This is a genomic window from Citrobacter sp. Cu096 (genome assembly GCF_030332285.1).
Classification (GTDB): Bacteria; Pseudomonadota; Gammaproteobacteria; order Enterobacterales; family Enterobacteriaceae; genus Citrobacter; species Citrobacter meridianamericanus.
On the sequence record NZ_JAOWID010000018.1, the window covers coordinates 56,986 to 81,948 of the forward strand.

The 24,963-nt window shown below is 52.3% G+C and carries 29 protein-coding genes; 19 read left to right on the plus strand and 10 right to left on the minus strand.

Annotated features, from left to right (window positions below; all coding sequences use genetic code 11):
- Window positions 1-169 precede the first annotated feature (169 nt).
- Complete coding sequence (gene yjfP / locus OGX99_RS01670; protein WP_252838493.1) at window positions 170-919, plus strand: esterase; 750 nt, start codon at window positions 170-172, stop codon at window positions 917-919.
- On the opposite strand, the gene ulaR is transcribed toward yjfP, so the two are convergent.
- Together ulaR and ulaG are read right to left on the minus strand one after the other, a co-directional pair.
- Window positions 916-1,671 (minus strand): HTH-type transcriptional regulator UlaR, encoded by a 756-nt coding sequence (gene ulaR, locus OGX99_RS01675; protein WP_003025646.1) that lies wholly within the window; start codon window positions 1,669-1,671, stop codon window positions 916-918. The genes yjfP and ulaR overlap by 4 nt on opposite strands.
- 105 nt (window positions 1,672-1,776) lie before the next feature.
- Window positions 1,777-2,841, minus strand: a complete 1,065-nt coding sequence (gene ulaG / locus OGX99_RS01680) for an L-ascorbate 6-phosphate lactonase (protein ID WP_151217362.1) — start codon at window positions 2,839-2,841, stop codon at window positions 1,777-1,779.
- A 364-nt stretch (window positions 2,842-3,205) separates the two neighbouring features.
- Here ulaG and ulaA point away from each other — a divergent pair, with 364 nt between their 5' ends.
- From ulaA to OGX99_RS01710, 6 genes are read left to right on the plus strand one after another with little or no spacing between them, the layout of a single operon-like run.
- On the plus strand, window positions 3,206-4,603 hold the full coding sequence (ulaA, locus tag OGX99_RS01685) for a PTS ascorbate transporter subunit IIC (protein WP_252838516.1): 1,398 nt from the start codon (window positions 3,206-3,208) through the stop codon (window positions 4,601-4,603).
- A 15-nt stretch (window positions 4,604-4,618) separates the two neighbouring features.
- Complete coding sequence (gene ulaB, locus OGX99_RS01690) at window positions 4,619-4,924, plus strand: PTS ascorbate transporter subunit IIB (protein ID WP_003025655.1); 306 nt, start codon at window positions 4,619-4,621, stop codon at window positions 4,922-4,924.
- Between the two features lie 9 nt (window positions 4,925-4,933).
- Complete coding sequence (ulaC, locus tag OGX99_RS01695) at window positions 4,934-5,401, plus strand: PTS ascorbate transporter subunit IIA (protein ID WP_151217366.1); 468 nt, start codon at window positions 4,934-4,936, stop codon at window positions 5,399-5,401.
- Window positions 5,402-5,413: 12 nt separating this feature from the next.
- A complete protein-coding gene (locus tag OGX99_RS01700) occupies window positions 5,414-6,064 on the plus strand; it encodes a 3-keto-L-gulonate-6-phosphate decarboxylase UlaD (RefSeq protein WP_286542398.1) in 651 nt (216 codons plus the stop codon).
- A 9-nt stretch (window positions 6,065-6,073) separates the two neighbouring features.
- Entirely contained in the window at window positions 6,074-6,928 is an 855-nt protein-coding gene (locus OGX99_RS01705) for an L-ribulose-5-phosphate 3-epimerase (RefSeq protein ID WP_151224465.1), read from the plus strand.
- Entirely contained in the window at window positions 6,928-7,614 is a 687-nt protein-coding gene (locus OGX99_RS01710) for an L-ribulose-5-phosphate 4-epimerase (protein WP_187253610.1), read from the plus strand. Before OGX99_RS01705 ends, OGX99_RS01710 begins: the two co-directional genes overlap by 1 nt.
- A gap of 132 nt (window positions 7,615-7,746) precedes the next feature.
- Here the strand turns inward: OGX99_RS01710 and yjfY are convergent, their stop codons facing one another.
- Entirely contained in the window at window positions 7,747-8,022 is a 276-nt protein-coding gene (yjfY, locus tag OGX99_RS01715) for a DUF1471 family protein YjfY (RefSeq protein WP_151224466.1), read from the minus strand.
- Window positions 8,023-8,320: 298 nt separating this feature from the next.
- Between yjfY and OGX99_RS01720 the strand changes: the two genes are divergently transcribed.
- The 6 genes from OGX99_RS01720 to OGX99_RS01745 all read left to right on the plus strand — a co-directional run bounded on the left by OGX99_RS01720 (window position 8,321) and on the right by OGX99_RS01745 (window position 11,751).
- Complete coding sequence (locus tag OGX99_RS01720; RefSeq protein ID WP_151217375.1) at window positions 8,321-9,085, plus strand: TSUP family transporter; 765 nt, start codon at window positions 8,321-8,323, stop codon at window positions 9,083-9,085.
- Window positions 9,086-9,243: 158 nt separating this feature from the next.
- Complete coding sequence (gene rpsF / locus OGX99_RS01725) at window positions 9,244-9,639, plus strand: 30S ribosomal protein S6 (protein WP_003025672.1); 396 nt, start codon at window positions 9,244-9,246, stop codon at window positions 9,637-9,639.
- A gap of 6 nt (window positions 9,640-9,645) precedes the next feature.
- Window positions 9,646-9,960: a primosomal replication protein N gene (priB, locus tag OGX99_RS01730; RefSeq protein WP_003025674.1), complete on the plus strand. Its 315-nt coding sequence runs from the start codon at window positions 9,646-9,648 to the stop codon at window positions 9,958-9,960.
- 4 nt (window positions 9,961-9,964) lie between these two features.
- Window positions 9,965-10,192 (plus strand): 30S ribosomal protein S18, encoded by a 228-nt coding sequence (gene rpsR, locus OGX99_RS01735; RefSeq protein ID WP_000135199.1) that lies wholly within the window; start codon window positions 9,965-9,967, stop codon window positions 10,190-10,192.
- Between the two features lie 41 nt (window positions 10,193-10,233).
- Window positions 10,234-10,683, plus strand: coding sequence for a 50S ribosomal protein L9 (gene rplI / locus OGX99_RS01740; RefSeq protein WP_003025676.1), 450 nt, complete (start codon window positions 10,234-10,236; stop codon window positions 10,681-10,683).
- A gap of 144 nt (window positions 10,684-10,827) precedes the next feature.
- Window positions 10,828-11,751 (plus strand): DMT family transporter, encoded by a 924-nt coding sequence (locus tag OGX99_RS01745; RefSeq protein WP_187253612.1) that lies wholly within the window; start codon window positions 10,828-10,830, stop codon window positions 11,749-11,751.
- Between the two features lie 55 nt (window positions 11,752-11,806).
- Here OGX99_RS01745 and OGX99_RS01750 read toward each other — a convergent pair whose 3' ends face one another.
- On the minus strand, window positions 11,807-12,457 hold the full coding sequence (locus tag OGX99_RS01750) for a LysM-like peptidoglycan-binding domain-containing protein (protein ID WP_151224468.1): 651 nt from the start codon (window positions 12,455-12,457) through the stop codon (window positions 11,807-11,809).
- Window positions 12,458-12,676: 219 nt separating this feature from the next.
- Here OGX99_RS01750 and bamJ point away from each other — a divergent pair, with 219 nt between their 5' ends.
- Both bamJ and cycA read left to right on the plus strand, forming a co-directional pair.
- Entirely contained in the window at window positions 12,677-13,297 is a 621-nt protein-coding gene (gene bamJ, locus OGX99_RS01755) for a BamJ family beta-barrel-assembly machinery protein (RefSeq protein WP_003025685.1), read from the plus strand.
- A 308-nt stretch (window positions 13,298-13,605) separates the two neighbouring features.
- Window positions 13,606-15,015, plus strand: a complete 1,410-nt coding sequence (cycA, locus tag OGX99_RS01760) for a D-serine/D-alanine/glycine transporter (RefSeq protein ID WP_151217380.1) — start codon at window positions 13,606-13,608, stop codon at window positions 15,013-15,015.
- Window positions 15,016-15,097: 82 nt separating this feature from the next.
- Here the strand turns inward: cycA and ytfE are convergent, their stop codons facing one another.
- Window positions 15,098-15,760 carry an iron-sulfur cluster repair protein YtfE gene (gene ytfE, locus OGX99_RS01765; protein ID WP_151217382.1) on the minus strand — a complete coding sequence of 221 codons (663 nt, stop codon included), beginning with the start codon at window positions 15,758-15,760 and terminating at the stop codon, window positions 15,098-15,100.
- 244 nt (window positions 15,761-16,004) lie between these two features.
- Here ytfE and OGX99_RS01770 point away from each other — a divergent pair, with 244 nt between their 5' ends.
- A complete protein-coding gene (locus tag OGX99_RS01770; protein WP_286542401.1) occupies window positions 16,005-17,558 on the plus strand; it encodes a methyl-accepting chemotaxis protein in 1,554 nt (517 codons plus the stop codon).
- Window positions 17,559-17,621: 63 nt separating this feature from the next.
- Here OGX99_RS01770 and OGX99_RS01775 read toward each other — a convergent pair whose 3' ends face one another.
- The 3 genes from OGX99_RS01775 to OGX99_RS01785 all read right to left on the minus strand — a co-directional run bounded on the left by OGX99_RS01775 (window position 17,622) and on the right by OGX99_RS01785 (window position 20,418).
- Window positions 17,622-18,587: a DMT family transporter gene (locus tag OGX99_RS01775; protein WP_286542743.1), complete on the minus strand. Its 966-nt coding sequence runs from the start codon at window positions 18,585-18,587 to the stop codon at window positions 17,622-17,624.
- A 76-nt stretch (window positions 18,588-18,663) separates the two neighbouring features.
- Complete coding sequence (locus OGX99_RS01780) at window positions 18,664-19,488, minus strand: AraC family transcriptional regulator (RefSeq protein ID WP_151224470.1); 825 nt, start codon at window positions 19,486-19,488, stop codon at window positions 18,664-18,666.
- An 81-nt stretch (window positions 19,489-19,569) separates the two neighbouring features.
- On the minus strand, window positions 19,570-20,418 hold the full coding sequence (locus tag OGX99_RS01785) for an SDR family oxidoreductase (RefSeq protein ID WP_286542405.1): 849 nt from the start codon (window positions 20,416-20,418) through the stop codon (window positions 19,570-19,572).
- Window positions 20,419-20,508: 90 nt separating this feature from the next.
- Here OGX99_RS01785 and OGX99_RS01790 point away from each other — a divergent pair, with 90 nt between their 5' ends.
- On the plus strand, window positions 20,509-20,889 hold the full coding sequence (locus OGX99_RS01790; RefSeq protein ID WP_005134463.1) for a winged helix-turn-helix transcriptional regulator: 381 nt from the start codon (window positions 20,509-20,511) through the stop codon (window positions 20,887-20,889).
- A 97-nt stretch (window positions 20,890-20,986) separates the two neighbouring features.
- On the opposite strand, the gene cpdB is transcribed toward OGX99_RS01790, so the two are convergent.
- Window positions 20,987-22,930, minus strand: a complete 1,944-nt coding sequence (gene cpdB, locus OGX99_RS01795) for a 2',3'-cyclic-nucleotide 2'-phosphodiesterase (RefSeq protein WP_016149457.1) — start codon at window positions 22,928-22,930, stop codon at window positions 20,987-20,989.
- Window positions 22,931-23,118: 188 nt separating this feature from the next.
- Between cpdB and cysQ the strand changes: the two genes are divergently transcribed.
- The gene (cysQ, locus tag OGX99_RS01800) at window positions 23,119-23,859 is read left to right on the plus strand and encodes a 3'(2'),5'-bisphosphate nucleotidase CysQ (protein ID WP_008786026.1); all 741 of its coding nucleotides are present in this window, start codon (window positions 23,119-23,121) and stop codon (window positions 23,857-23,859) included.
- On the opposite strand, the gene OGX99_RS01805 is transcribed toward cysQ, so the two are convergent.
- A complete protein-coding gene (locus tag OGX99_RS01805) occupies window positions 23,849-24,406 on the minus strand; it encodes a YtfJ family protein (RefSeq protein ID WP_286542407.1) in 558 nt (185 codons plus the stop codon). The genes cysQ and OGX99_RS01805 overlap by 11 nt on opposite strands.
- A 328-nt stretch (window positions 24,407-24,734) precedes the next feature.
- Here OGX99_RS01805 and OGX99_RS01810 point away from each other — a divergent pair, with 328 nt between their 5' ends.
- Window positions 24,735-24,941, plus strand: a complete 207-nt coding sequence (locus tag OGX99_RS01810; protein ID WP_003025710.1) for a DUF1107 domain-containing protein — start codon at window positions 24,735-24,737, stop codon at window positions 24,939-24,941.
- The last annotated feature ends 22 nt before the right edge of the window (window positions 24,942-24,963 follow it).

Consider the following 24,963-nt stretch of genomic DNA (forward strand, 5'->3'; position numbering starts at 1 on the left):
TATCAATTTCCCTTTAGGGGAATGTTCCCGAATTGTTATCTCTCACGCGATTTTCGAATGAAAATGTTGTGAAAGCGTAACCCAGTTCTCAACATTATGAATCATTGCCGAACACATTCGCTTGCGTTAAGTATTGCTGCATGGCATACCAGAAAGAAAGAGGCGACAAATGATCGAAATTGAAACACGACAGTTGGCTGGTATCCCTGTCCTGCACGCCGTTCCGGCAGGCAAGTGTGAAAGTTCACTCCCATGCATTATCTTCTACCACGGATTTACATCTTCAAGTCTGGTCTACAGTTATTTTGCCGTTGCTCTGGCTCAGGCCGGATTTCGCGTCGTCATGCCAGATGCGCCCGACCATGGTGTCCGCTTTAACGGTAATGCTCAGGAGCGAATGTTCCGCTTCTGGAATATATTGCAGCAAAACATGCAGGAATTTACGACGTTACGTGCGGCGCTGGTGGCGGAAAATTGGTTATCAGATGAACGACTTGCTGTTGCGGGAGCATCCATGGGGGGAATGACGGCGTTGGGCATTATGGCTCGCCACACTGAGGTTAAATGTGTAGCCAGCCTGATGGGTTCAGGCTATTTCACCCGTCTTGCGCATACGCTTTTTCCTCCTTTGCAGGTCCAGACGCCAGAGCAGCAGGCAGAGTTCGATGCCGTTATTGATCCGCTAGCCGAATGGGATGTTACGCATCAACTGCAACGTCTGGCCGATAGACCATTGCTGCTGTGGCATGGACAAGAAGACGATGTGGTACCGGCGGTTGAAACCTACCGCTTACAGCAGGCGCTGATTCAGGCAGGGTTGGACAATAATCTGACCTGCCTGTGGGAAGCGGGCGTGCGCCATCGCATTACGCCTGAAGCGCTGGCTGCGACGGTAACATTTTTTCGCCAGCACCTTTAAACGCGCATAATGCTTACGCCCTGAGCTTCAAGCTGTTGCAGAATTTCAGGGTTCGCGTTTTTACCGGTAATGAGCATATCGATTTGATCGGCGCGGCTGAACAGCATCCCCGCGCGTTCACCGACCTTACTGCTGTCGACCAGTACCACCAGTTTGCCCACCACGTTAAGCATCTTCTGCTCGGCCATCGCAGTCAGCATATCGGTTTTATACAGTCCGTCCGCGGTCAACCCTTTACCGCTGGTAAACATCCAGTGTCCGGCATACAGGCTATTTTCACTGCCTTGCGGGCTAAGCGTGATGGATTGGCTTTTGTTGTATTGCCCGCCCATGATGATCACGCTGTCATGCTCCTGGTCGATCAGATAATTTGCCAGCGGCAGATAATTGGTGATGATCTGCACTGGCTTGCCGCACATTTCACGACCCAGCAGGAAAGCGGTCGATCCGCAGTTGATCACCACACTTTCACCCGCATTCACAAGCTGGGATGCCGCCTTGGCAATACGTACTTTTTCATCGTGGTTCTGCGCCTGGTGCAAATTCATTGGCGTCCAGCGCGGACGCTGCTGCGTAATAGCTTCTGCGCCGTTGCGGACTTTCTTGAGTTTGCCGCTTTCGTCGAGTTTGTTGATGTCCCTACGGGCCGTTGCGGGTGAAATCCCCAGACGCTCAATCACGTTCTCAACGGTAACAAAGCCCAACTGCGCCAGCATATCCAGCAATATTTGATGTCTTTGTGCTTCAGTCATGAGCTATTCCGATACAAATTGATTTGAAAAGATGATATTTGAAATAGCCTGGAAATACTAAAGTAAAAGGGAAAAATGCCGGGATGACCCGGCATTTTGTGTGGATCACAGGAAGGATTTAAACGGTAAATCTGGTTCAATGGTGAAGCAGTCATCAAAGCCGCGCGGATAGTGATATTCAAAGTTATCTTTGTCCAGCGGCCAGGTGAACTTGCCGCCTACCTGCCAGATGAATGGCTTAAAGCCATACTTCAGCCGATCCTTTTTCATCTCCCACAGGACGCGGATCTCTTGAGGGTCAGCCTGAAAGTTTGACCAGATGTCATGATGGAAGGGGATCACCACTTTCGTATTCAGCGCTTCAGCCATACGCAGCATGTCGGCGCTGGTCATTTTGTCGGTAATCCCACGCGGATTCTCACCGTAGGATCCAAGCGCGACGTCAATCTGGTGCTCGTTGCCATGTTTTGCATAATAGTTGGAGTAGTGTGAGTCTCCGCTGTGATACAGCGTCCCCCCCGGCGTTTTGAACAGGTAGTTTACCGCGCGGGCATCCATACCATCCGGCAGCACGCCTGCCGCTTTTTGATCTGCAGGCAAGGTGATTAATGCCGTACGATCAAACGCGTCGAGCGCGTGAATCTCAATATCTTTTACTTTAACAACGTCGCCCGGTTTCACTACGATGCAGCGTTCTTTTGGTACGCCCCAACCGATCCATAGATCCACGCAGGTTTGTGGTCCGATAAACGGCACGTCGTCGGCGCAGTTCTGCATGACGGCTGCCGCAACATTCACATCGATGTGATCGTTATGATCGTGCGTCGCGAGTACCGCATCGATCTGTCGAATGGCAAACGGATCAAGAACAAACGGTGTGGTGCGCAGATTCGGCTGCAGTTTTTTCACCCCTGCCATACGTTGCATTTGGTGGCCGGTTTTCATCAGCGGGTTACCGTGACTCTGTTTACCCGTACCGCACCAAAAATCGACGCAGACGTTAGTCCCGCCCTCTGACTTCAGCCAAATTCCGGTACAGCCAAGCCACCACATAGCGAAAGTGCCTGGTGCAACCTGTTCCTGTTCGATCTCTTCATTCAGCCAGCTTCCCCACTCCGGGAATGTACTCAGGATCCATGATTCACGCGTGATGCTTTTTACTTTACTCATCGCATTTACCTTCAGGTTTAATCAAATTGAATCAATGTGTGATTTGTTTTGATTAATCCTGACATTATTTTTTCATATTGGCAATGGGGGATTTTTGAGCTTTGCACCAATGACAGAAAAGGTAATGTAATGATTTTAGGTGGTTTTACGCTATGGGGTTTATTGTAATTTATTGATTTAATTAACATTGAGTATTTTTCGTCGCACTGCTTAATTATCCACTCTTTAAATGTGGTAATTATTTGCGTACTGCATCACATTTAATCAAATTTAATCTTGTTGTGATTACTTTTGAAAATTACAGTGAGTGGACAACATCCTGGGCATCTGGAAAGCCCGGCAACTTCGTCTACTGGAGATCGTTATGGAGATCCTCTACAACATCTTTACCGTCTTTTTTAATCAGGTTATGACCAACGCCCCGCTGTTGCTGGGTATTGTGACCTGTCTTGGCTATATCCTGTTGCGTAAAAGTGTCAGCGTTATCATTAAAGGCACGATCAAAACGATTATCGGTTTTATGCTGCTGCAGGCGGGGTCTGGCATTCTCACCAGCACGTTCAAACCGGTGGTGGCGAAGATGTCCGAGGTTTACGGTATCAACGGTGCGATTTCCGATACCTATGCTTCCATGATGGCAACCATCGAACGTATGGGGGATGCCTATAGCTGGGTAGGGTATGCCGTGCTGTTGGCGCTGGCGCTAAACATTTGTTACGTACTGCTACGGCGGATTACCGGTATTCGCACCATCATGCTGACCGGGCACATCATGTTCCAGCAGGCGGGCCTGATCGCCGTTTCTTTCTACATCTTTGGCTATTCCATGTGGACGACCATCATCTGTACAGCGGTGCTGGTGTCGCTCTACTGGGGCATTACCTCTAATATGATGTACAAGCCTACCCAGGAAGTGACCGACGGTTGCGGTTTTTCCATCGGTCACCAGCAGCAGTTTGCCTCGTGGATTGCCTACAAAGTCGCGCCTTACTTAGGTAAGAAAGAGGAGAGCGTGGAAGATCTCAAGCTGCCAGGTTGGCTGAATATCTTCCATGACAACATCGTTTCTACCGCGATTGTGATGACCATTTTCTTCGGCGCTATCCTGCTCTCTTTTGGCATTGATGTGGTTCAGGCGATGGCGGGTAAAACCCACTGGACGGTCTATATCTTGCAAACTGGTTTTTCGTTCGCCGTCGCTATTTTCATCATCACCCAGGGCGTACGCATGTTCGTTGCTGAACTTTCAGAAGCGTTCAACGGTATCTCTCAGCGTTTGATTCCCGGCGCGGTGCTGGCCATCGACTGCGCGGCGATTTATAGCTTTGCTCCTAACGCGGTGGTCTGGGGTTTTATGTGGGGCACCATTGGCCAACTGATAGCAGTGGGCATTCTTGTGGGCTGCGGCTCCTCCATCCTGATTATCCCAGGCTTTATCCCGATGTTCTTCTCGAACGCCACTATTGGCGTATTTGCTAATCACTTTGGCGGCTGGCGAGCGGCGCTCAAGATTTGCCTGGTGATGGGGATGATCGAAATCTTCGGCTGCGTCTGGGCGGTGAAGCTTACCGGTATGAGCGCCTGGATGGGCATGGCGGACTGGTCAATTCTGGCGCCGCCGATGATGCAGGGTTTCGCCTCCATCGGCATCGTGTTTATGGTCGTCATTCTTCTGATTGCACTGGCTTATATGTTTTTCGCAGGGCGCACGTTGCGCGCTGAGGAAGACACAGAAAAACAACTGGCAGAACACTCTGCTTAAAAAGGAGTTCCGATTATGACCGTACGTATTCTGGCTGTATGTGGCAATGGGCAGGGCAGTTCCATGATCATGAAAATGAAGGTGGATCAGTTTTTAACCCAGTCAAATATCGACCATACGGTAAACAGCTGTGCCGTGGGGGAATACAAAAGTGAACTGAGCGGCGCAGATATCATCATCGCCTCTACCCATATTGCCGGCGAGATTACCGTATCTGGCAATAAATATGTTGTCGGCGTGCGCAACATGCTGTCTCCCGCCGATTTTGGACCAAAACTGCTGGAAGTGATCAAAGCGCATTTCCCACAGGACGTGAAGTAAGGACACGCCATGAAATTACGTGATTCGCTGGCAGACAATAATTCAATCCTTTTACAGGCTGAGGCCAGCACCTGGCAGGAAGCGGTAAAGCTTGGCGTGGATCTGTTGGTTAAGGCTGATGTGGTTGAACCACGTTACTACCAGGCGATCCTCGACGGAGTCGAGCAGTTTGGTCCGTACTTTGTGATCGCACCCGGTCTGGCGATGCCGCACGGTCGCCCGGAAGAAGGCGTCAAAAAAACGGGCTTCGCGCTGGTAACGCTGAAAACTCCGCTGGTGTTTAACCACGAAGATAACGACCCGGTCGATATCCTGATAACGATGGCGGCAGTTGATGCCAACACGCATCAGGAAGTAGGCATCATGCAGATCGTGAATCTGTTTGACGACGAAGCCAATTTCGACCGTTTACGCGCCTGCTGCACCGCGCAGGAAGTGCTGGATTTAATTGATAACGCCACCGCGGCGGCTGTTTAAAAGGATACCAAAATGTCATTACCTATGTTGCAGGTTGCGCTGGACAACCAATCAATGTCTTCCGCGTATGAAACGACGCGTCTGATTGCCGAAGAGGTCGATATCATTGAGGTGGGTACTATTCTTTGCGTGGCAGAGGGCGTTCGTGCCGTTCGCGATCTGAAGGCGCTTTACCCGCATAAAATTGTGCTGGCGGACGCTAAAATTGCCGACGCGGGCAAAATCCTCTCCCGCATGTGTTTCGAAGCCAACGCAGACTGGGTAACCGTCATCTGCTGTGCCGATATCAACACCACCAAGGGTGCTCTGGCGGTGGCGAAAGAATTTAACGGTGACGTACAGATTGAACTGACCGGCTACTGGACTTGGGAGCAGGCGCAGGAGTGGCGTGACGCGGGTATTGGGCAAGTTGTCTATCACCGCAGTCGTGATGCGCAGGCGGCAGGCGTGGCGTGGGGAGAGGCGGATATCAGCGCGATCAAGCGTCTGGCCAATATGGGCTTTAAAGTTACCGTGACCGGCGGTCTGGCGCTGGAGGACCTGCCGTTGTTCCAGGGGATCCCGATTCACGTCTTTATCGCTGGTCGCAGCATTCGCGACGCCGCTTCTCCGGTTGAGGTCGCACGTCAGTTCAAACGTTCCATCGCCCAGCTGTGGGGATAAGGAGCGGCTATGCTGTCGAAAGAGGTCCCGCTCGGTATTTATGAAAAAGCGCTCCCTGGCGGGGAGTGCTGGCTGGAACGCTTGCAACTGGCGAAGGAACTGGGCTTTGACTTTGTCGAAATGTCGGTTGATGAAACCGACGCACGCCTGGCGCGCCTTGACTGGTGTCGCGAGCAGCGACTGGCGCTGGTGGCGGCTATCGCCGAAACCGGGATACGCGTACCGTCCATGTGCCTGAGCGCCCACCGTCGTTTCCCGCTTGGCAGCGAAGATGATCGGGTGCGCGAACAGGGGCTGGAGATTATGCGTAAAGCCATTCAGTTTGCGCAGGATATCGGTATTCGCGTTATTCAACTGGCGGGTTACGACGTCTATTACCAGCAGGCCAATAACGAAACGCGTCGTCGGTTTCGCGATGGACTAAAAGAGAGCGTGGAGATGGCGAGCCGTGCGCAGGTGACGCTGGCGATGGAAATCATGGATTATCCGCTGATGAATTCGATCAGCAAGGCGCTGGGTTATGCTCACTATCTCAACAATCCGTGGTTCCAGCTGTATCCCGATATTGGTAATTTGTCGGCGTGGGACAACGACGTGCAGATGGAGCTGCAGGCTGGGGTAGGCCATATCGTCGCGGTACACGTGAAGGATACTAAACCAGGTGTATTCAAAAATGTGCCGTTTGGTGAAGGGATCGTTGATTTCGAGCGTTGTTTTGTGACGCTCAAACAGAGTGGATACTGCGGGCCATACCTGATTGAGATGTGGAGTGAAACAGCGGACGATCCGGTACGTGAAGTCGCGAAAGCGCGCGATTGGGTGAAAGCGCGTATGGCCAGCGCAGGTCTGATGGAGGCGGTGTAATGCAAAAACTTAAACAGCAGGTTTTTGAAGCCAATATGGATCTGCCACGCTACGGGCTGGTGACATTTACCTGGGGTAACGTCAGTGCCATCGACCGTGAACGTGGGCTGGTAGCGATCAAGCCCAGTGGTGTCGCCTATGAGCACATGACTGTTGATGATATGGTGGTGGTCGATATGTCAGGGAAGGTGATAGAAGGCGGCTTTCGTCCTTCTTCCGATACCGCCACCCACCTGGCGCTCTACCAGCGTTATCCGTCGCTGGGCGGAGTCGTGCATACGCACTCTACTCATGCCACTGCCTGGGCGCAGGCAGGGCTGGCGATCCCGGCTCTGGGAACCACTCACGCGGACTACTTCTTTGGCGATATTCCCTGTACCCGGGCATTGACGGAAGAAGAAGTGCAGGGCGAGTATGAGCTGAATACTGGCAAGGTGATCGTTGAAACGCTGGGCAATGTAGAACCATTACATTCGCCGGGTATTGTGGTGTATCAGCACGGTCCGTTTGCCTGGGGTAAAGATGCTCACGATGCGGTACACAACGCGGTGGTCATGGAAGAAGTGGCGAAAATGGCGTGGATTGCGCGTGGCATTAACCCGGCGCTCAGCCCCATCGACAGTTACCTGATGAATAAGCACTTCATGCGAAAGCACGGCCCAAATGCCTATTACGGCCAGAAGTAAGAAAAAAACGTTCCGGAGCCAACTCTTCATGGGGATGAGATCGGTCTGGCTTCAGGACTTTTTTGCAAAAAAAAGCCCCCGATAAGGGGGCAAATCAAACTGTGGCAATATTCTCGTTGGTTATTTCTGGTGCTAGCGATAAATATCTGCACTGGCATGCATATTTCCGTTACTACCGGGTTCCCTGGTGAGGATCACGTGATAGTAGGTTGCGCCTTGTACATCGGTTTCTTCATTCAGGGCCTGAGTGGCTTCACTTTCAGTGGCGAAGTTATGATTTATGTAAATAACGCCTAAGCTCTGCACATCATCCATATTCCTGGCCTGATGATTGTCAATTTTGATGGCTGCCGTTGCATTTGCACTGAGCAAAAGTACAGCCAGAAGGGGCAAAATACGGGCTCGCATATGTACCTCCTCGATTGCGGTCTCTGGTTAGCTCTCTCCTGTGAGTGGATAACTTCTGATTTAATTTTAACCGCTCCCGGCGCAGTCGATAGCGACCATTTCTGATGCAGTTGTTCAAAAAATTACCGCAAAGCCATCTTTTCTTTAATTAACAATCAGCTGAAGCCTTCCGCTGCGGTTAAAAATACCTGCCTCGCGCGCATAAGCTCTTACCAAATAGTCAATTTAATCGGGTGAGTACGCCGTTTATAGTGAGCCGGATAATTAATATAACTTTATGATAATAAGGCAAAAACTTATGGATACTTCATTCATGGATTTCAGCTACTTTGTGATTATGTTTATGGTCGCGCTGGTGGCAGGCTTTATTAATGTAGTGTCGGGCGGCGGTGGTTTTCTCTCTATTGGCGCTCTCTTAATTTCTGGTTTACCCCCCGCCAATGCGCTGGCAACCAATAAAATTCAGGCGTTGGGCAGCTCGCTGACCTCCGGAATTTACTTTTTACGCCGGGGACATATTAATGTGCAGGAACACAAATATGTCTTTTTATCTGCCTTTATCGGTTCTGCGTTGGGCACGACGCTTATCCAGTTTATTGAACCAGAAGTGTTGAAGAAACTGCTGCCGATCCTGATTATTGCGGTCGCCATCTACTTTATTTCTGCGCCTAATCTTAGCGAACCGAAAAGAAAGCAGCAGGTATCCCTGTTTCTCTTCTCGTTGATCTGCGGGGGAGGAATTGGGTTTTATGATGGTTTTCTCGGTGCCGGAGCAGGCTCCTTTTATACGCTCTGCTACATCCTGCTGTGGGGATACAGCATCGATAAGGCGCAAATTCACTCGAATTTTATCAACCTGGCGTCGAACATCGCCTCGATTCTGTTCTTCATTTTCGGCGGTAAAATGATCTGGTCGCTGGGGCTGGTGATGTTTGCTGGTCAGTCCCTTGGCGCACGTCTTGGCGCGACGGTGGTACTGACGCGCGGGAAGAAAGTTATCCGGCCGATGATTGTCGTTGTCTCCATTTGTATCAGCATCAAAATGCTGCTTGATATGTATTAATTGCGGCATGGTAAATAATCGTACAATCACCTTGAGTTTAGCGGCTGACCCCAGTATTATGACGCGTCATTTTTCAGCCGACCTTTAACACGTTCCTTGCCTCCATGGGCCTCGGCTGACCCAGACAGGAGGCTGAATAATCCGTAAGGAGCAATTCGATGCGTCATTACGAAATCGTTTTTATGGTCCATCCTGACCAGAGCGAACAGGTTCCGGGTATGATCGAACGCTACACTGCTGCCATCACTGGTGCAGAAGGCACGATCCACCGTCTGGAAGACTGGGGCCGCCGTCAGCTGGCTTACCCGATCAACAAACTGCACAAAGCTCACTACGTTCTGATGAACGTTGAAGCGCCGCAGGAAGTGATCGATGAGCTGGAAACTACCTTCCGCTTCAACGATGCCGTTATCCGCAGCATGGTTATGCGTACTAAACACGCTGTTACCGAAGCATCTCCGATGGTTAAAGCGAAAGACGAGCGCCGTGAGCGTCGCGATGATTTCGCTAACGAAACCGCAGATGATGCTGAAGCTGGGGATTCTGAAGAGTAATTTCTGATGACCAACCGTCTGGCGTTGTCCGGCACCGTGTGCAGGGCTCCCCTTCGAAAGGTCAGTCCATCAGGAATTCCTCATTGCCAGTTCGTGCTTGAGCATCGTTCTGTGCAGGAGGAAGCCGGGTTTCACCGGCAGGCGTGGTGCCAAATGCCCGTTATTATTAGCGGACACGAAAACCAGGCCATTACTCACAGTATAACGGTCGGTAGCGCAGTGACCGTTCAGGGGTTCATCTCTTGCCACAAGGCAAAGAACGGCCTGAGCAAAATGGTTCTGCATGCCGAGCAGATTGAATTGATAGATTCTGGAGACTAGCCATATGGCACGTTATTTCCGTCGTCGCAAGTTCTGCCGTTTCACCGCGGAAGGCGTTCAAGAGATCGACTATAAAGATATCGCTACGCTGAAAAACTACATCACCGAAAGCGGTAAGATTGTCCCAAGCCGTATCACCGGTACCCGTGCAAAATACCAGCGTCAGCTGGCTCGCGCTATCAAACGCGCTCGCTACCTGTCCCTGCTGCCGTACACTGATCGTCATCAGTAATCGGTCACGGTCCATTAATACGACTTTGAGAGGATAAGGTAATGCAAGTTATTCTGCTTGATAAAGTAGCAAACCTGGGTAGCCTGGGTGATCAGGTTAACGTTAAAGCGGGCTATGCTCGTAACTTCCTGGTACCACAGGGTAAAGCTGTTCCTGCTACCAAGAAAAACGTTGAATTTTTCGAAGCGCGCCGCGCTGAGCTGGAAGCTAAACTGGCTGACGTTCTGTCCGCTGCTGAAGCTCGTGCTGAGAAAATCAACGCACTGGAAACCGTAACCATCGCGTCTAAAGCTGGCGACGAAGGTAAACTGTTCGGTTCCATCGGTACTCGCGACATCGCTGACGCTGTAACTGCAGCTGGCGTTGAAGTTGCTAAGAGCGAAGTTCGTCTGCCGAACGGTGTTCTGCGTACCACTGGTGAGCACGAAGTGAGCTTCCAGGTTCACAGCGAAGTGTTTGCTAAGCTGACTGTAAACGTAGTTGCAGAATAAGTTTTTATTCTGATAACCGCGTAAAAGCGCCGGCCCTGTGCCGGCGTTTTGCTTTTCTGTTTCCCCCCGCTTTTTGCTCTGGCTATTCTTTATCCTTTTCGGGATAATCACAAAAATAAAACATTATTTCAAAGTGGTGATGGAATGGAACCAACGCACCAACCTCTGTTTGCGCGTAAAAATGTTGTCTACCTGAGCGCGGCGTTTTGCTGCCTGCTGTGGGGGAGCGCCTATCCGGCGATAAAAAGCGGATATGAGATCTTCCAGATTGCCACGGATGATATTCCCTCAAAAATTGTCTTTGCCGGCTATCGCTTCCTGTTTGCGGGATTATTGCTGCTACTGTTGGCGATGGCGCAGCGTAAACCGATTGGCCGGTTAAGCCCGCGTCAATACGGTCAGCTCACGCTGTTGGGATTGACGCAAACCTCGCTGCAATACATCTTCTTCTATATTGGCCTGGCGTTCACGACGGGGGTAAAAGGCTCCATCATGAATGCGACCGGGACCTTCTTCAGCGTGCTGCTGGCCCATTTTATCTACCATAATGACAAACTGAGCTACAACAAAGCGCTGGGCTGTATCCTCGGCTTTGCTGGGGTGATGGTGGTGAACTTTAGCAGCGGAATGGATTTTAGTTTCAGCCTGTTAGGTGACGGTTCAGTGGTGATGGCCGCCTTTATTCTTTCGGCCGCCACGTTATACGGTAAACGCATTTCTCAGACGGTAGATCCGACGGTAATGACGGGGTATCAACTGGGCGGTGGCGGTCTGGCGCTGGTTATCGGCGGCTACGCTTTTGGGGGCTCGTTGACCTTACATGGCGCATCTTCAGTGGCGATTCTGGGCTACCTGACGTTACTCTCTTCGGTCGCCTTTGCCTTGTGGAGTATTCTGCTCAAGCATAACCGCGTGGGGATGATTGCGCCGTTTAACTTTCTGATCCCGGTTTCGGGAGCGGTGCTGTCGGCGATATTCCTCGGCGAAAACATTCTCGAATGGAAATATGCGCTGGCGCTGGTGCTGGTTTGTTCAGGGATCTGGTGGGTGAATAAGGTGAAGCGCTGATGCTTCACCTTGATGCCTGATGGTGCTGTGCTTATCAGGCTTACATGTGTGCTGCTTAACGGGCGCGAATAAAACTGCCGTTCGGCTGGCGGGTAAACAGTACCTGCTGGCCATTACCGGTATCGATGGTTAACCCGGTCACCACGCCATTGGCATTCTGCCTGATCTGCACCATCTGACCGTCTTTCAGATTACTTAGCGGTTTTCCTGCACCTTCAACCTGCGCCATTGCATACACATCGGTTGGTGGGAGGTTATGGTCACGGAAGACCTGGGCCAGCGTTTTGCCCGAGTCGACGCGATAAGAACGCCACTGTTGCTCAATTCCGTTATCCTGTTGGAAAGGTTGCGTCTGCGGCTGAGATTGCTGAACCTGCGGCTGCGCGTCCGGTTCTCCTTCCTGAATCGGTTCCGGTGCAACCGGAGCGACCTGGCCGGGATCGTTTTGCGGGGCCACTAACTGTGCCTGAAGCTGAGCCTCGGTTGGCGGTTGCGACTGTGACTGTAAATCCAGTTGGGCAGTACGCGTCACCACAGGGGCATCAGTCGTGTCACTGGAAGGAAGCAGGAAACCGATCACCAGCACGATAGCAGCAATAATAATGCCGCGTCGGTGCATAGGCGGTAGCGGGTCCATAATGCGAAAATTGTCCGGTGCATGCCAGATTTTCGCCAGGGTTGGTTTTAATTCAAAGCGCCCGGGCATGGCTTTCCTCCTGCTCCGCGTCTCGTTCCTCGATCATAGAGTATAGATGGCTAACGCTATGATGTTCGTCATATTACCCGCTTTCGTGACGTCAACGCGGGATATTCCTATTGTTTATGTTTCCTCGCGATTTGTCATCTGTTCCCGAGACAAAGTTTTACCGGATGCGGCATGGCTGATATGCTGCCCGCTACTTTACATCCGATGAAAGGAAATATGATGGCTAACCCGACTTTTGACACTATCGAAGCGCAAGCAAGCTACGGCATTGGTTTGCAGGTAGGACAACAGCTGAGCGAATCCGGACTGGAAGGACTGTTGCCTGAAGCGCTGGTAGCGGGTATCGCTGACGCGCTGGAAGGTAAGCACCCGGCAGTGCCGGTCGATGTTGTGCATCGCGCACTGCGTGAAATCCACGAACGTGCTGATGCAGTACGTCGCGAGCGTTTCCAGGCTATGGCGGCTGATGGCGTCAAATATCTGGAAGAAAACCGTGAGAAAGAGGGTGTGAACAGCACTGAATCCGGTTTACAGTTCCGCGTTCTGACTCAGGGCGAAGGTGCTATTCCGGCGCGTACTGACCGCGTTCGCGTTCACTATACCGGTAAACTGATCGACGGTACCGTGTTTGATAGTTCTGTCGCACGCGGTGAGCCGGCTGAATTCCCGGTTAACGGCGTTATCCCAGGCTGGATTGAAGCGCTGACCCTGATGCCGGTAGGTTCCAAATGGGAACTGACTATTCCTCAGGAACTGGCTTACGGCGAGCGTGGCGCTGGCGCGTCCATCCCTCCGTTCAGTACGCTGGTGTTCGACGTTGAGCTGCTTGAGATCCTGTAAGCAGTGAACTCTGTTCCCCCCGAGGCCGGGGGGAGCAAAAAAATAGCGTGAAAAGCTATTGTTACGTCGATGTCGAGATTTTATCTTGCAAATGCCGCATCAGCGTGTATTTTTGTGAACTGTTTCGCGCTATCAGAGTGATATGACACTCACTTTAAACATTAAATTAACATTATATCTAAATCTTAGTATTCATCCCGCCAATTCTTACCTAATATCGATGAGTCCTGATAACAGGATCGTCGTATCATCGACACACTAAAGGCCGTAGAGCCTGAACAACACAGACAGGTACAGGAAGAAAAAACATGGTAGATCAGGTAAAAGTCGACGCCGCTGAAGAGGCATCGACTGAACAGTCGCTACGGCGCAATCTCACAAACCGTCATATTCAACTTATTGCCATTGGTGGTGCTATCGGCACCGGCCTGTTTATGGGCTCAGGTAAAACTATCAGCCTCGCCGGGCCGTCGATCATCTTTGTGTATATGATCATCGGTTTTATGCTGTTTTTCGTGATGCGGGCAATGGGGGAATTGCTGCTCTCGAATCTGGAGTACAAATCGTTTAGTGATTTCGCCTCCGACCTGCTCGGGCCATGGGCCGGATATTTTACCGGCTGGACCTACTGGTTCTGCTGGGTCGTTACCGGGATGGCGGACGTTGTCGCCATTACGGCGTATGCACAATTCTGGTTCCCCGAGCTGTCAGACTGGGTCGCCTCGCTGGCGGTGATCGTGCTGCTTCTGAGCCTCAACCTCGCCACCGTAAAAATGTTTGGGGAGATGGAGTTCTGGTTTGCGATGATCAAAATCGTCGCCATCATCGGCCTGATCGTCGTCGGTCTGGTGATGGTATTGACGCACTTCCAGTCGCCAACCGGCGTTCAGGCATCATTTACGCATCTGTGGAATGACGGTGGCTGGTTCCCGAAAGGTCTGAGCGGCTTCTTTGCTGGCTTCCAGATAGCTGTGTTCGCGTTTGTGGGTATTGAGTTGGTGGGAACGACCGCTGCGGAAACCAAGGATCCGGAGAAATCTCTGCCGCGCGCCATTAACTCGATTCCGATCCGTATCATCATGTTCTACGTTTTTGCGCTGATTGTGATTATGTCCGTCACGCCGTGGAGCTCGGTCGTGCCAACCAAGAGCCCATTTGTTGAATTGTTTGTGCTGGTTGGTTTGCCTGCCGCAGCGAGCCTGATCAACTTTGTGGTGCTGACTTCAGCGGCCTCTTCTGCAAACAGCGGCGTGTTCTCGACAAGCCGTATGCTGTTCGGCCTGGCACAGGAAGGCGTTGCGCCTAAAGCGTTTGCCAAGCTGTCTAAACGCGCAGTTCCGGCGAAAGGTTTAACCTTCTCCTGTATCTGTCTGTTGGGCGGCGTGGTGATGCTGTACGTGAACCCGAGCGTAATTGGCGCGTTCACCATGATCACTACCGTGTCGGCGATTCTGTTCATGTTCGTCTGGACCATCATTCTTTGCTCGTACCTTGTGTACCGTAAGCAACGTCCGCACCTGCATGAAAAATCAATCTACAAGATGCCGTTAGGCAAGCTGATGTGCTGGGTATGTATGGCGTTCTTCGTCTTCGTACTTGTGCTGTTGACGCTAGAAGATGATACCCGTCAGGCGTTGATGGTGACACCGCTGTGGTTCATCGCGCTGGGTCTGGGCTGGTTGTTTATCGGTAAGAAACGTATGGCAGGTATGCGTTAAGCGTTGCCATCTCGGGCACAAAAAAGGCCACATAAACAGTGGCCGAATGCGGACTTCAGGAAGGCGCTCTCGGGCGCCTTTTTTATTCACCTGCCAGGGCACGCGGGAACAACACATTGTTTTCCAGACTGATGTGTTCCATCAGGTCGTCGATCATTTCGTTAATGCCGTTATACATGGCTTTCCAGGTGGTGCAGGCTTCTGGCGGCGGCGTCACGTTGTGGGTGATATGCTTGATTACTTCCACCAGTTCACCCGCATCGTCATGCTCGCTTTCCATCACGCTGATTGGCCCCATCGCCTGGCTACCCATGCCCTGTTTGATCATCGGGAACAGGATCTGCTCTTCTTTCATCATGTGGCTGGACAGCTCTTCATGCAGCATGGTCAGGTTTTTCGCCAGACCGCGCGGTACGTTCGGTTTGTCTGCGTGAACGCGTTCAACTTTAGTGGCCTGCAGAATCAGTTCCGGCAGCTGTTCACGGTGTCGGTCATGATAACGCACAACGATATGGTCAATGATTTCAGCCAGCGCCACGGTACGCCAGTCTTTTTCCAGCGGCTGCTCAGCGAGTTTTGCCAGTTCGGATTCGATGGCTTCGACATCCAGCTCTTTACGCGCGGCAGCGCGTGCCAGCGTTTGCTTACCGCCGCAGCAGTAATCCATATCGTATTTACGAAACAGGGCCGAAGCGCGAGGAATAGAGAGCGCCAGTTCACCTAAAGGTTGATCGCGATAAGACATTGCCGTTACCTCATTCTCAATAATATAAGATGCATTTTAAATACAAGTTATGGTGAAGGATATAACCCTTTCGGGGTGGGGTTTTTTGTGATGAATGTCACAAGAATTTCTTATTTCGTTAAGGTGCTGAATCTTATTGGAAAGGAGGGGGACGGCGAAAAAAGCCACGCGACAGTGTTAAATAAGCGCACGCCGCTGCCGATAGTTAGACCTCAGACAATACCTGCATAATAAAAGGCTACAGATGTTCAAACGAATTAAAGTGATAACCTTACTTATCACTGTGTTACTCGCCCTGGGCGCAATGCAGCTCATCTCCGCGGGCGTGTTTATTGGCGCGCTCAATAATGATAAACAAAACTTTAACGTCTCGCAGCTTTCCAGCCAGAACGTGGCTGAGTTTACCGATGCGTGGATTAGCCTGAACCAGGCTCGTGTTACGCTCAACAGGGGCATGCTGCGTTTACAGGGAACGATGGCCAGCGATATCAATGGTGGTCAGTTGAAGGAACTGGTGAACACGGCAAATCGTCTGTTGGCCGAATCGAAAGAGCATTACGATACCTACTACGCCTTGCCGGAAACGCCGGGACTGGATGAGCATCTGGCCGATCGACTGGAAGAACAGTACGGTATCTATTCTGCAACGCTGGCTAAAATGAACGCGCTGCTGGCTGAAGGTAAGCTGGAGGAGATGTTCAAACAGAATGCCGAGCAAAAGCAAACGGCGATGCAGGCCGTTTATCGGGAATGGCGTAGCGCGCAAACGGCGCTGGCCACTGCCGGAGTGCAGGACAATGAAAGTGATTATCAGAAGATAATCTGGTTGCTGTCCGCAGTGATGCTAATTGTTGTCGGCGTGATTATCGCCAGCTGGCTGGCGATGCAGCGAGTGTTACTCAAGCCGCTCCACGAAGTGATGGCACATATTCGCCACATTGCCGCGGGTGATTTGACGCACCGCATCAACGCCGATGGCAGTAATGAAATGGCGCTGCTGGCAGGCAACGTCCGCGAGATGCAGCAGGCGCTGGCGAATACGGTCAGCGTAGTGCGTGACGGGGCTGACACCATCTATACCGGTGCGGGTGAAATTGCCGTTGGCAGTAACGATCTCTCTTCACGTACCGAGCAGCAGGCCGCTTCTCTGGAAGAGACCGCTGCCAGCATGGAACAACTCACCGCGACCGTGAAACAGAATGCGGATAACGCGCGTCAGGCGACCAGTCTGGCAAAAAACGCCTCACAGACGGCGCAAAAAGGCGGAACAGTGGTTGATAGCGTGGTGCGTACTATGGATGAAATCGCTACCAGTTCCAGCAAAATCGCGCAAATTACCAATGTTATCGACGGCATAGCTTTCCAGACCAATATTCTGGCGCTGAACGCGGCGGTAGAAGCGGCGCGAGCGGGTGAACAGGGGCGTGGCTTTGCAGTAGTTGCAGGCGAGGTTCGCACGCTGGCGCAGCGTAGCGCTCAGGCAGCGAAAGAGATTAAGGCGCTGATTGATGACTCGGGGAATCGGGTCAATGCCGGTACAGCGCTGGTTCATGAAGCGGGTGAAACGATGGCGGAAATTGTCAGCGCCGTGACTCGCGTGACCGATATTATGGGCGAGATTGCGTCGGCCTCTGATGAACAGAGTCGGGGTATCGATCAGGTAGGCCAGGCGGTGGCTGAGATGGATCGCGTCACGCAACAAAACGCCTCACTGGTGGAGGAGTCTGCTTCCGCTGCCGCCGCGCTCGAAGAGCAGGCCGCACGGTTGAACCAGACGGTGGCGGTGTTTAAAGTTTAACGTCTGCTCCGGCCTACAAGATATTATCCAGTAGGCCGGATAAGCGGAGCACCATCCGGCACATTATGATTGTGGTACCACGACGACGCTCGGTTTCTGCGGCTTGGCTCTGACGGCTATCACTACCCCAACCATCAGCAGCGCAATGCCGCTTATCGTCAGCAACGGCGGAAATTCCTGGCGCAGTATAAAGGTGTACAACAGGCCTGCCAGTGTTTCAAACACAATCAGCGGACCGAGGATCACCGTCGGCAGCTTCTGGCTGGCGACGTTCCAGCACAGTGCGCCAACCCACGAACACAAGACCGCAATGACTATCATCAGGCCGATAAACACGTCCGGACGCGGGCCGAAGGGCAGAGCGAAGTCCGGCGTTTGCCCGTTCAGCCAGAGGCAGGCGGTAATATAACCGAACAGGGATACAGGCAGCGTCACCAGTGCCTGGGCCGTCGCCCACATCATTGGGTGCTTATCCGGATTTTCGCGTAGCCAGCGGGCATTACGCAGTGCATACCACGCCCAACACACCACCGAAATCAGCGCCAGCGCGATGCCAGAGCCATATCGCCAGCCGCTAAAGTCGGGGAGGCCCTGATTCAGCTCCGAAATATTCACGCACAGCAGACCCATGCCAATTAACACCAGCGCAGGCGACAAACGCCACCATGATAATTTGCCGTCGCGTTGGCTATAGAGCAGGTTAGCGAAGATAGGGATCACCACCGGCAAGGTACCGATTATCATGGTTGAGACCGGTGCTCCGGTGCGCTGGATGGCGCTTGCCAGACAAACGTAATAGACCAGGTTACCCATCATCGTTAGTGCCAGCGCCGTTATCCAGTCTTTACGCGTCAACTGGCGCAGGCGCACACGCCCCAGCCAGGCGATCGGCAACGCTATCAGCCCCAGCGCCAGATAACGCCCCATCGACTGTAACACCGCCGGGTATTCCGGTACGATCAGCGGCCCAACAAAAATTAATCCCCACATCAGCCCAGCCAGCAGGGCATACAACACGCCGCTAATCATTTTTGACATCCACATCGCTTAACAATAAATCGAGTGTAGGCAGGAAAAATGCCGCGGTATTGTATGAGATTGCTGATCAACGCCGGACGACTTGTTTCTGATAACGCACCGGCGTAATGCCGTAGCGATGGGTAAACGCGCGGGTGAGATGCGACTGGTCGGTGAGGCCGGTTGCGGCGGCGACCTCTGCGGCGGGCATACCGTGAGTGAGAAAACCTTTAGCTCGCCACAGGCGGATCGCCATCAGCATCTGGTGCGGCGTGACGTGGAAATGCAATTTGAACTGGCGCTGAAAATGCCAGGGACTCAGCGATGCCACCCGCGCCAGTTCGTCGAGCGTGACCGGGTGCATATAGTTATCGTGCAGATACTCGCGGACTCGTTCAAAGCGATGCGCCCCCTCCGGCAATACCGGCGCATGGCGGGCCAGCGGTTGGAACGTGTCGATCAGATCGAGTAATAATCCTTTTTGCGCCAGCGGATCTTCCGTGTTCCACAGACCGTGGATCAATGAACAGATCTGACGCGAGCGCAGCGGATCGTGACGGGTAACGTCATGGAACCACCAGTGGCGGATCCCGGTGACCTCCTCCAGAAGATCGGGTTCAAGATAGATCATCCGATAGCGCCAGCCGTCGGCGGTTTCGGCTTCGCCGGTGTGCAGCTCATCGGGATTCATGGTGACGACGGACTGGGCGGGGGCCACGTACTGCGTGCCGCGATAGCGAAAGCGTTCGGCTCCGGCTTCTATCGCGCCGATACCAAACGCTTCATGAGTGTGCGGCTCAAAGGCGTAACGCGAGATATGCGCATGATACAACTCAACGCCGGGCACCTGCGCCAGATGGCGAAAGCGGGCGCTGTCTTTCTCATCAATAAACTGCTCAGGTACACCTTGCACGTTTTCTCTCCCCACGCATCATTCTGTCATTATCAGAGAGGATGCGCGGGGATGCCACCACAATTAACTAATTTTTAACATTTACACGATGCCTTTGACGCTGTCAGCCAGCGATGTGGTCGGGCGACCAATCAGTTTGCTCAGCGTATGGCTGTCGTCGAACAGACCGCCTTTGGAGGCGCCAGTGTCTGAGTCAGCCAGCATGTCCGCCAGTCCGGCAGGCAGACCTACACCTTTTAGCGCGGCGGCAAAATCAGCTTCGCTCAGGTTCTGATACACCACTTTTTTACCACTCTGTTTTGCCAGCTCGGCAGCCAACTGGCTCAGGATCCAGCCTGCGTCGCCCGCCAGCTCATAGGTTTTACCGGCGTGACCGTCTTCACTGATGACGCGCGCGGCGGCAGCGGCATAGTCGGCGCGGGTCGCTGAGGCAATTTTGCCTTCATCTGCAGCCCCGATAAACACGCCATGTTCCAGAGCAGCCGGTGCGCTGGCGAGATAGTTTTCGGTGTACCAGCCGTTACGCAGTAGCGCGTAGGCGATACCGGATTCAGCCAGCATCTGCTCGGTTGCCACATGCTCATCAGCCAGCCCCAGCGGGGAGGTGTCAGCGTGCAGCAGGCTGGTGTAGGCGATAAATTTCACGTGGGCAGCTTTTGCCGCGTTAATTACGTTGCGATGCTGTGGGGCGCGTTGTCCCACTTCGCTCGACGAGATCAGCAGTAGCTTGTCGATACCCTGTAGGGCAGTTGTAAAGGCGGCTTCATCGCTGTAATCCGCCTGACGAACGGTAATGCCCTGCTGGCTAAGCGCCGTCGCTTTCGCAGGGTTACGTACAATGGCCACAATGTGGCTGGCAGGAACGGTTTTCAGCAAAGTTTCAATAACGTGTTGGCCCAGTTGGCCGGTGGCGCCGGTAATCGCGATCATGGGGTGACTCCTTGGTATTGGTCTTGTGTTTAATCACGCTAACACCTAAACTTACTTTTAGTAAGTACGCACAAAAAGGTAAGTATGAAAATGGCCACACCAACGCTTTCTCAGCAGTTACGCGATGGCAACTTGTTTGCCGAACAATGTCCCTCCCGCGAGGTGTTAAAACACGTCACCAGCCGCTGGGGGGTGTTGATTCTGGTGGCGCTGCGCGACGGTACGCACCGTTTCAGCGATTTGCGCCGTAAGATGGGCGGCGTCAGTGAAAAGATGCTGGCGCAATCCCTGCAGGCGCTGGAGCAGGACGGGTTTATCAACCGGGTATCGTATCCGGTCGTACCGCCGCATGTGGAGTATAGCCTGACGTCGTTGGGGGAGCAGGTGAGCGATAAAGTCGCCGCACTGGCGGACTGGATAGAACTGAATTTGCCGCAGGTGCTGGCGCAGCGGGAAGAGCGGGCGGCGTAAAGTATTGCCGGATGGCGGCTAACGCCTTATCCGGCCTACAGATTACTTCGACTCGTAGGCCGGATAAGACGCTATTGCGTCGCATCCGGCACGAAAATTACTTACTTAAATCCAGCTGGTAAATGGCGAAACCGATGTCATCGGTCGCGACTTTTTTCAGCGGATACTGGCCTTTCTCTTTAATAAACGCCGCGGCTTTATCAGACGGTGATGTTTCAAAGCGAATATCCAGTGGCGTATCGCTGTGAATTGGCGCCAGACGCCAGTTGTTATCTGCCGCCGGATGAATTTCACCGGCACGCTTCGTCTGTGCACCAATCCACGCGGCCAGCACCGAGCGGTTTTCATCCGGAGAAGCAAACGCGATGTGGTTGTCGCCGGTTCCGGCAAACTTACCGCCGTAGGCGCGGTAGTTGTTGGTCGCGACGAGGAAGGTAGCATTCGGATCGATTGGTTTGCCGTTAAAGGTCAGATTTTTAATACGTTCCGCTTTCGGATTAATGGTCTGACATTCCCCGTCGTAGCGGGCGGGTTGTGAAACATCAATCTGATAATTCACGCCATCAATCACGTCGAAATTATAGGTACGGAAGCCGTCCCAGTTAATCAACGACTGTGGTTTGCTGCTGTGGATATCAATCTGATTGAACTGCCCGGCGGAACATTCCAGCCACTCTTTCACCTCTTTACCGCTGGCTTTCACCACCACCAGAGTGTTGGGATAGAGATACAAATCAGCGGCGTTACGGAAGGTTAACTGGCCTTTTTCGACTTCGACAAAGCTTGCCGGATCGTTCTTACGCCCACCGACCTTAAACGGCGCGGCGGCGGAAAGTACCGGTAGTTTTGCCAGATCCGGATCGCCCTGAATAAAGTGTTCCACATAGGCTTTCTGCGCGTTGTTCACCACCTGTACGGTCGGATCATCCTGTACCAGCGCCAGATAGCTGTACATATTGTCGGCGGATTTACCGATCGGTTTGCTGACAAACTCACGCGTGGCGTCGTGGTCGGCTTTCAGGATCTCAACGATTTTTTTGTCTTCTGCTGCCAGTGATTTTTTCGCTGCCGCGTCATAAATCGGACGTGCTTCGGCTTTCGCCTGGGTGACCTGCCATTTACCGCTGTCGTTATTCAGCACTAAATCCACCACCCCTAGATGATCGCCCCACATACCCGGCATCACCGCCGGAACGCCATTGAGCGTACCTTTTGTGATATCTGCACCTTTGATGTTGGCAAAGTCTTTACCGGGGAAAACGGCGTGAGCGTGACCAAACATAATGGCATCCACGCCCGGGACTTCACTGAGGTAATAAACGGAGTTTTCCGCCATGGTTTGATACGGGTCAGCAGAAAGCCCGGAGTGAGCAACTACCACCACGACATCGGCACCTTTTTCTCGCATTTCGGGAACGTATTTGCGTGCAGTTTCCGTAATGTCGTTCACCGTCACTTTACCGCTGAGGTTGGCTTTATCCCAGGTCATAATCTGCGGTGGCACAAAACCGATATAGCCAATCTTCAGCGTCTGCTTGTTCCCTTCTTTGTCGACAACCTCAGTGTCTTTGATCAGATAAGGCGTAAATAGCGGCTTTTTGGTCTTAACGTCGATGATATTGGCGTTAACGTAAGGGAACTTTGCCCCTGCCAGCGCGTTGTGCAGATACTCTAGACCGTAGTTGAATTCATGGTTGCCGAGGTTACCCACCGCGTAATCCAGGGTATTCAGCGCCTTATATACCGGGTGAGTTTCGCCCGCTTTCAGCCCTTTGGCCGCCATGTAATCCCCGAGCGGGCTGCCCTGAATCAGATCGCCATTATCAACCAGCACGCTGTTTTTGACTTCTCCACGCGCAGCGTTGATAAGACTTGCCGTACGTACCAGACCGAATTTTTCAGTCGGTGTATCTTTGTAATAATCGAAATCCATCATATTGCTATGCAAATCAGTGGTTTCCATTATACGCAGATCGACGGTCGCGGCATTGACGCTGGCTGCAATCAACGTTGCCAGAAGCGTTGCACTAAACTTAATCATCAGGGGCATCCTTTTAAGATCTAAGCCACAAAAGAAAATGTATATAAATCTTCTTGCTTACAGAACTGTGAATCATGACATGAATATAGCGTTTAAAACCGCAGACGCTATCACAGTTGGCGGATCCCCTGACGATCGGGTATAAGTAAAACAACGAGTTAACACCACTGACAGAAACGAGGTGGAGAATGCTAGAACATGTATGCCAGCTTGCACGGAACGCGGGCGATGCCATTATGCAGGTCTACGATGGAATCAAACCGATGGAGATTACCAGCAAGCAGGATGATTCTCCGGTCACGGCGGCAGATATCGCCGCGCATACGGTGATCCTCGAAGGATTACTGGCTCTGACGCCGGATATTCCGGTTCTGTCTGAAGAGGCGCCTCCTGGCTGGGATGTTCGCCAGCACTGGCAGCGCTACTGGCTGGTGGACCCGCTGGACGGGACCAAAGAGTTCATTAAGCGTAACGGTGAATTTACCGTCAATATTGCGCTGATCGAGAAAGGAAAGCCGGTTCTGGGCGTGGTTTACGCGCCGGTAATGAAAGTGATGTACAGCGCAGCAGAAGGTAAAGCGTGGAAAGAAGAGTGCGGCGTACGTAAACAAATTCAGGTTCGTGACGCGCGTCCGCCGCTGGTGGTCATTAGCCGCTCGCATGCCGATAATGAGTTAAAAGAGTATCTGCAACAGTTGGGCGAGCACCAGACCACGTCGATTGGCTCATCGTTGAAGTTCTGCCTGGTGGCGGAAGGGCACGCACAGCTGTACCCGCGTTTTGGGCCCACTAACGTATGGGACACCGCCGCGGGCCACGCTGTTGCCGCCGCAGCCGGAGCGCACGTTCACGACTGGCAGGGGAAACCTCTGGATTACACCCCACGTGAATCGTTCCTCAACCCCGGCTTCCGCGTTTCTATTTACTGAGCAATTTGTGCAGCAGGGCAATCACCTGCTGCACCTCTTCCTGCGTTAATGCGCCATCTTTTGCCCACTGTACGCGTCCGTCCTTGTCGAGAACGACAATTGCTGAACTCTCTTCATCAAGTTGCCAGGCCTTACCCGCAATGCCATTGCTGTCGACAATAAATTGTGACCACGGGTAGAGCTTCTTATTACTCTCCAGACTGCTGCGCACAAACATACCGGAGCCGGGAATGGCGTCATCTGTGTTGACGATAGTGGTGGTCTGGTATTTGTCGTGCGGCAGGTTGGCGGCTTTGATTGCCTCGATCAGTGTCGCATTTTTCTCTTTGGCGGAGGTGCGTCCGGCAATGTGTTGCACAATTCGCACTTTCCCAGGCAACTGCGCGCTATTCCAGCTTTTGTAGCTAAACTTATCGTTATCGAGAATCAGTTCGCCGCGATCGGCGATCCCCACCGGTGGTACGCGTTGGTCAGTCTCAAACTTATGTGCGGAGGCAATCATCGGCAGCAGCAGAAACGACAGCGCCAACAGTTTTCGTAAGGTCATAGGTTTTCCTTCTTTCTTTTATTTTGCAGGTGATCCGACCACTTGGGTCTGGAATTTAATCATATGTGCGATTGATGCTTTTTCCCGCAAGCGCGATGCCAGTTTGCGGACGGGCGCACAAATCCTGCAAAAAATGAAGGCTTATACTGAAGACAGCGAAGCGTTGAAAAGATAATTCTGAATAATTGTAACCTGAAGGTAAATAAACTTATACACGCTGGAAACATCAACGAGATAGTCTATAGTCATAGGGCATTAAAATTTGCGCCTGAGGATTGTCGGACCGATTGTGGTACCGCTAAGGCGTAATGCTCAGCAGGAGACAACAATGAAAATTTTCCAACGATACAACCCGCTGCAGGTGGCGAAGTACGTGAAGATCCTGTTTCGTGGACGGTTATATATCAAGGATGTAGGCGCTTTTGAATTTGATAAGGGTAAGATTCTTATCCCAAAAGTGAAGGACAAACTGCATTTTTCCGTGATGTCCGAAGTTAACCGTCAGGTCTTGCGTCTGCAAACTGAGATGGCTTGATCAAAGTGCTATGCGGTAGTTA

What these genes read in the sequence shown, in the direction of transcription:
- yjfP (WP_252838493.1), top strand. Translation starts at nt 170, where the DNA reads ATGATCGAAATTGAAACACGACAGTTGGCTGGTATCCCTGTCCTGCAC.
- ulaR (WP_003025646.1), bottom strand. Translation starts at nt 1,671, where the DNA reads ATGACTGAAGCACAAAGACATCAAATATTGCTGGATATGCTGGCGCAG.
- ulaG (WP_151217362.1), bottom strand. Translation starts at nt 2,841, where the DNA reads ATGAGTAAAGTAAAAAGCATCACGCGTGAATCATGGATCCTGAGTACA.
- ulaA (WP_252838516.1), top strand. Translation starts at nt 3,206, where the DNA reads ATGGAGATCCTCTACAACATCTTTACCGTCTTTTTTAATCAGGTTATG.
- ulaB (WP_003025655.1), top strand. Translation starts at nt 4,619, where the DNA reads ATGACCGTACGTATTCTGGCTGTATGTGGCAATGGGCAGGGCAGTTCC.
- ulaC (WP_151217366.1), top strand. Translation starts at nt 4,934, where the DNA reads ATGAAATTACGTGATTCGCTGGCAGACAATAATTCAATCCTTTTACAG.
- OGX99_RS01700 (WP_286542398.1), top strand. Translation starts at nt 5,414, where the DNA reads ATGTCATTACCTATGTTGCAGGTTGCGCTGGACAACCAATCAATGTCT.
- OGX99_RS01705 (WP_151224465.1), top strand. Translation starts at nt 6,074, where the DNA reads ATGCTGTCGAAAGAGGTCCCGCTCGGTATTTATGAAAAAGCGCTCCCT.
- OGX99_RS01710 (WP_187253610.1), top strand. Translation starts at nt 6,928, where the DNA reads ATGCAAAAACTTAAACAGCAGGTTTTTGAAGCCAATATGGATCTGCCA.
- yjfY (WP_151224466.1), bottom strand. Translation starts at nt 8,022, where the DNA reads ATGCGAGCCCGTATTTTGCCCCTTCTGGCTGTACTTTTGCTCAGTGCA.
- OGX99_RS01720 (WP_151217375.1), top strand. Translation starts at nt 8,321, where the DNA reads ATGGATACTTCATTCATGGATTTCAGCTACTTTGTGATTATGTTTATG.
- rpsF (WP_003025672.1), top strand. Translation starts at nt 9,244, where the DNA reads ATGCGTCATTACGAAATCGTTTTTATGGTCCATCCTGACCAGAGCGAA.
- priB (WP_003025674.1), top strand. Translation starts at nt 9,646, where the DNA reads ATGACCAACCGTCTGGCGTTGTCCGGCACCGTGTGCAGGGCTCCCCTT.
- rpsR (WP_000135199.1), top strand. Translation starts at nt 9,965, where the DNA reads ATGGCACGTTATTTCCGTCGTCGCAAGTTCTGCCGTTTCACCGCGGAA.
- rplI (WP_003025676.1), top strand. Translation starts at nt 10,234, where the DNA reads ATGCAAGTTATTCTGCTTGATAAAGTAGCAAACCTGGGTAGCCTGGGT.
- OGX99_RS01745 (WP_187253612.1), top strand. Translation starts at nt 10,828, where the DNA reads ATGGAACCAACGCACCAACCTCTGTTTGCGCGTAAAAATGTTGTCTAC.
- OGX99_RS01750 (WP_151224468.1), bottom strand. Translation starts at nt 12,457, where the DNA reads ATGCCCGGGCGCTTTGAATTAAAACCAACCCTGGCGAAAATCTGGCAT.
- bamJ (WP_003025685.1), top strand. Translation starts at nt 12,677, where the DNA reads ATGGCTAACCCGACTTTTGACACTATCGAAGCGCAAGCAAGCTACGGC.
- cycA (WP_151217380.1), top strand. Translation starts at nt 13,606, where the DNA reads ATGGTAGATCAGGTAAAAGTCGACGCCGCTGAAGAGGCATCGACTGAA.
- ytfE (WP_151217382.1), bottom strand. Translation starts at nt 15,760, where the DNA reads ATGTCTTATCGCGATCAACCTTTAGGTGAACTGGCGCTCTCTATTCCT.
- OGX99_RS01770 (WP_286542401.1), top strand. Translation starts at nt 16,005, where the DNA reads ATGTTCAAACGAATTAAAGTGATAACCTTACTTATCACTGTGTTACTC.
- OGX99_RS01775 (WP_286542743.1), bottom strand. Translation starts at nt 18,587, where the DNA reads ATGATTAGCGGCGTGTTGTATGCCCTGCTGGCTGGGCTGATGTGGGGA.
- OGX99_RS01785 (WP_286542405.1), bottom strand. Translation starts at nt 20,418, where the DNA reads ATGATCGCGATTACCGGCGCCACCGGCCAACTGGGCCAACACGTTATT.
- OGX99_RS01790 (WP_005134463.1), top strand. Translation starts at nt 20,509, where the DNA reads ATGGCCACACCAACGCTTTCTCAGCAGTTACGCGATGGCAACTTGTTT.
- cpdB (WP_016149457.1), bottom strand. Translation starts at nt 22,930, where the DNA reads ATGATTAAGTTTAGTGCAACGCTTCTGGCAACGTTGATTGCAGCCAGC.
- cysQ (WP_008786026.1), top strand. Translation starts at nt 23,119, where the DNA reads ATGCTAGAACATGTATGCCAGCTTGCACGGAACGCGGGCGATGCCATT.
- OGX99_RS01805 (WP_286542407.1), bottom strand. Translation starts at nt 24,406, where the DNA reads ATGACCTTACGAAAACTGTTGGCGCTGTCGTTTCTGCTGCTGCCGATG.
- OGX99_RS01810 (WP_003025710.1), top strand. Translation starts at nt 24,735, where the DNA reads ATGAAAATTTTCCAACGATACAACCCGCTGCAGGTGGCGAAGTACGTG.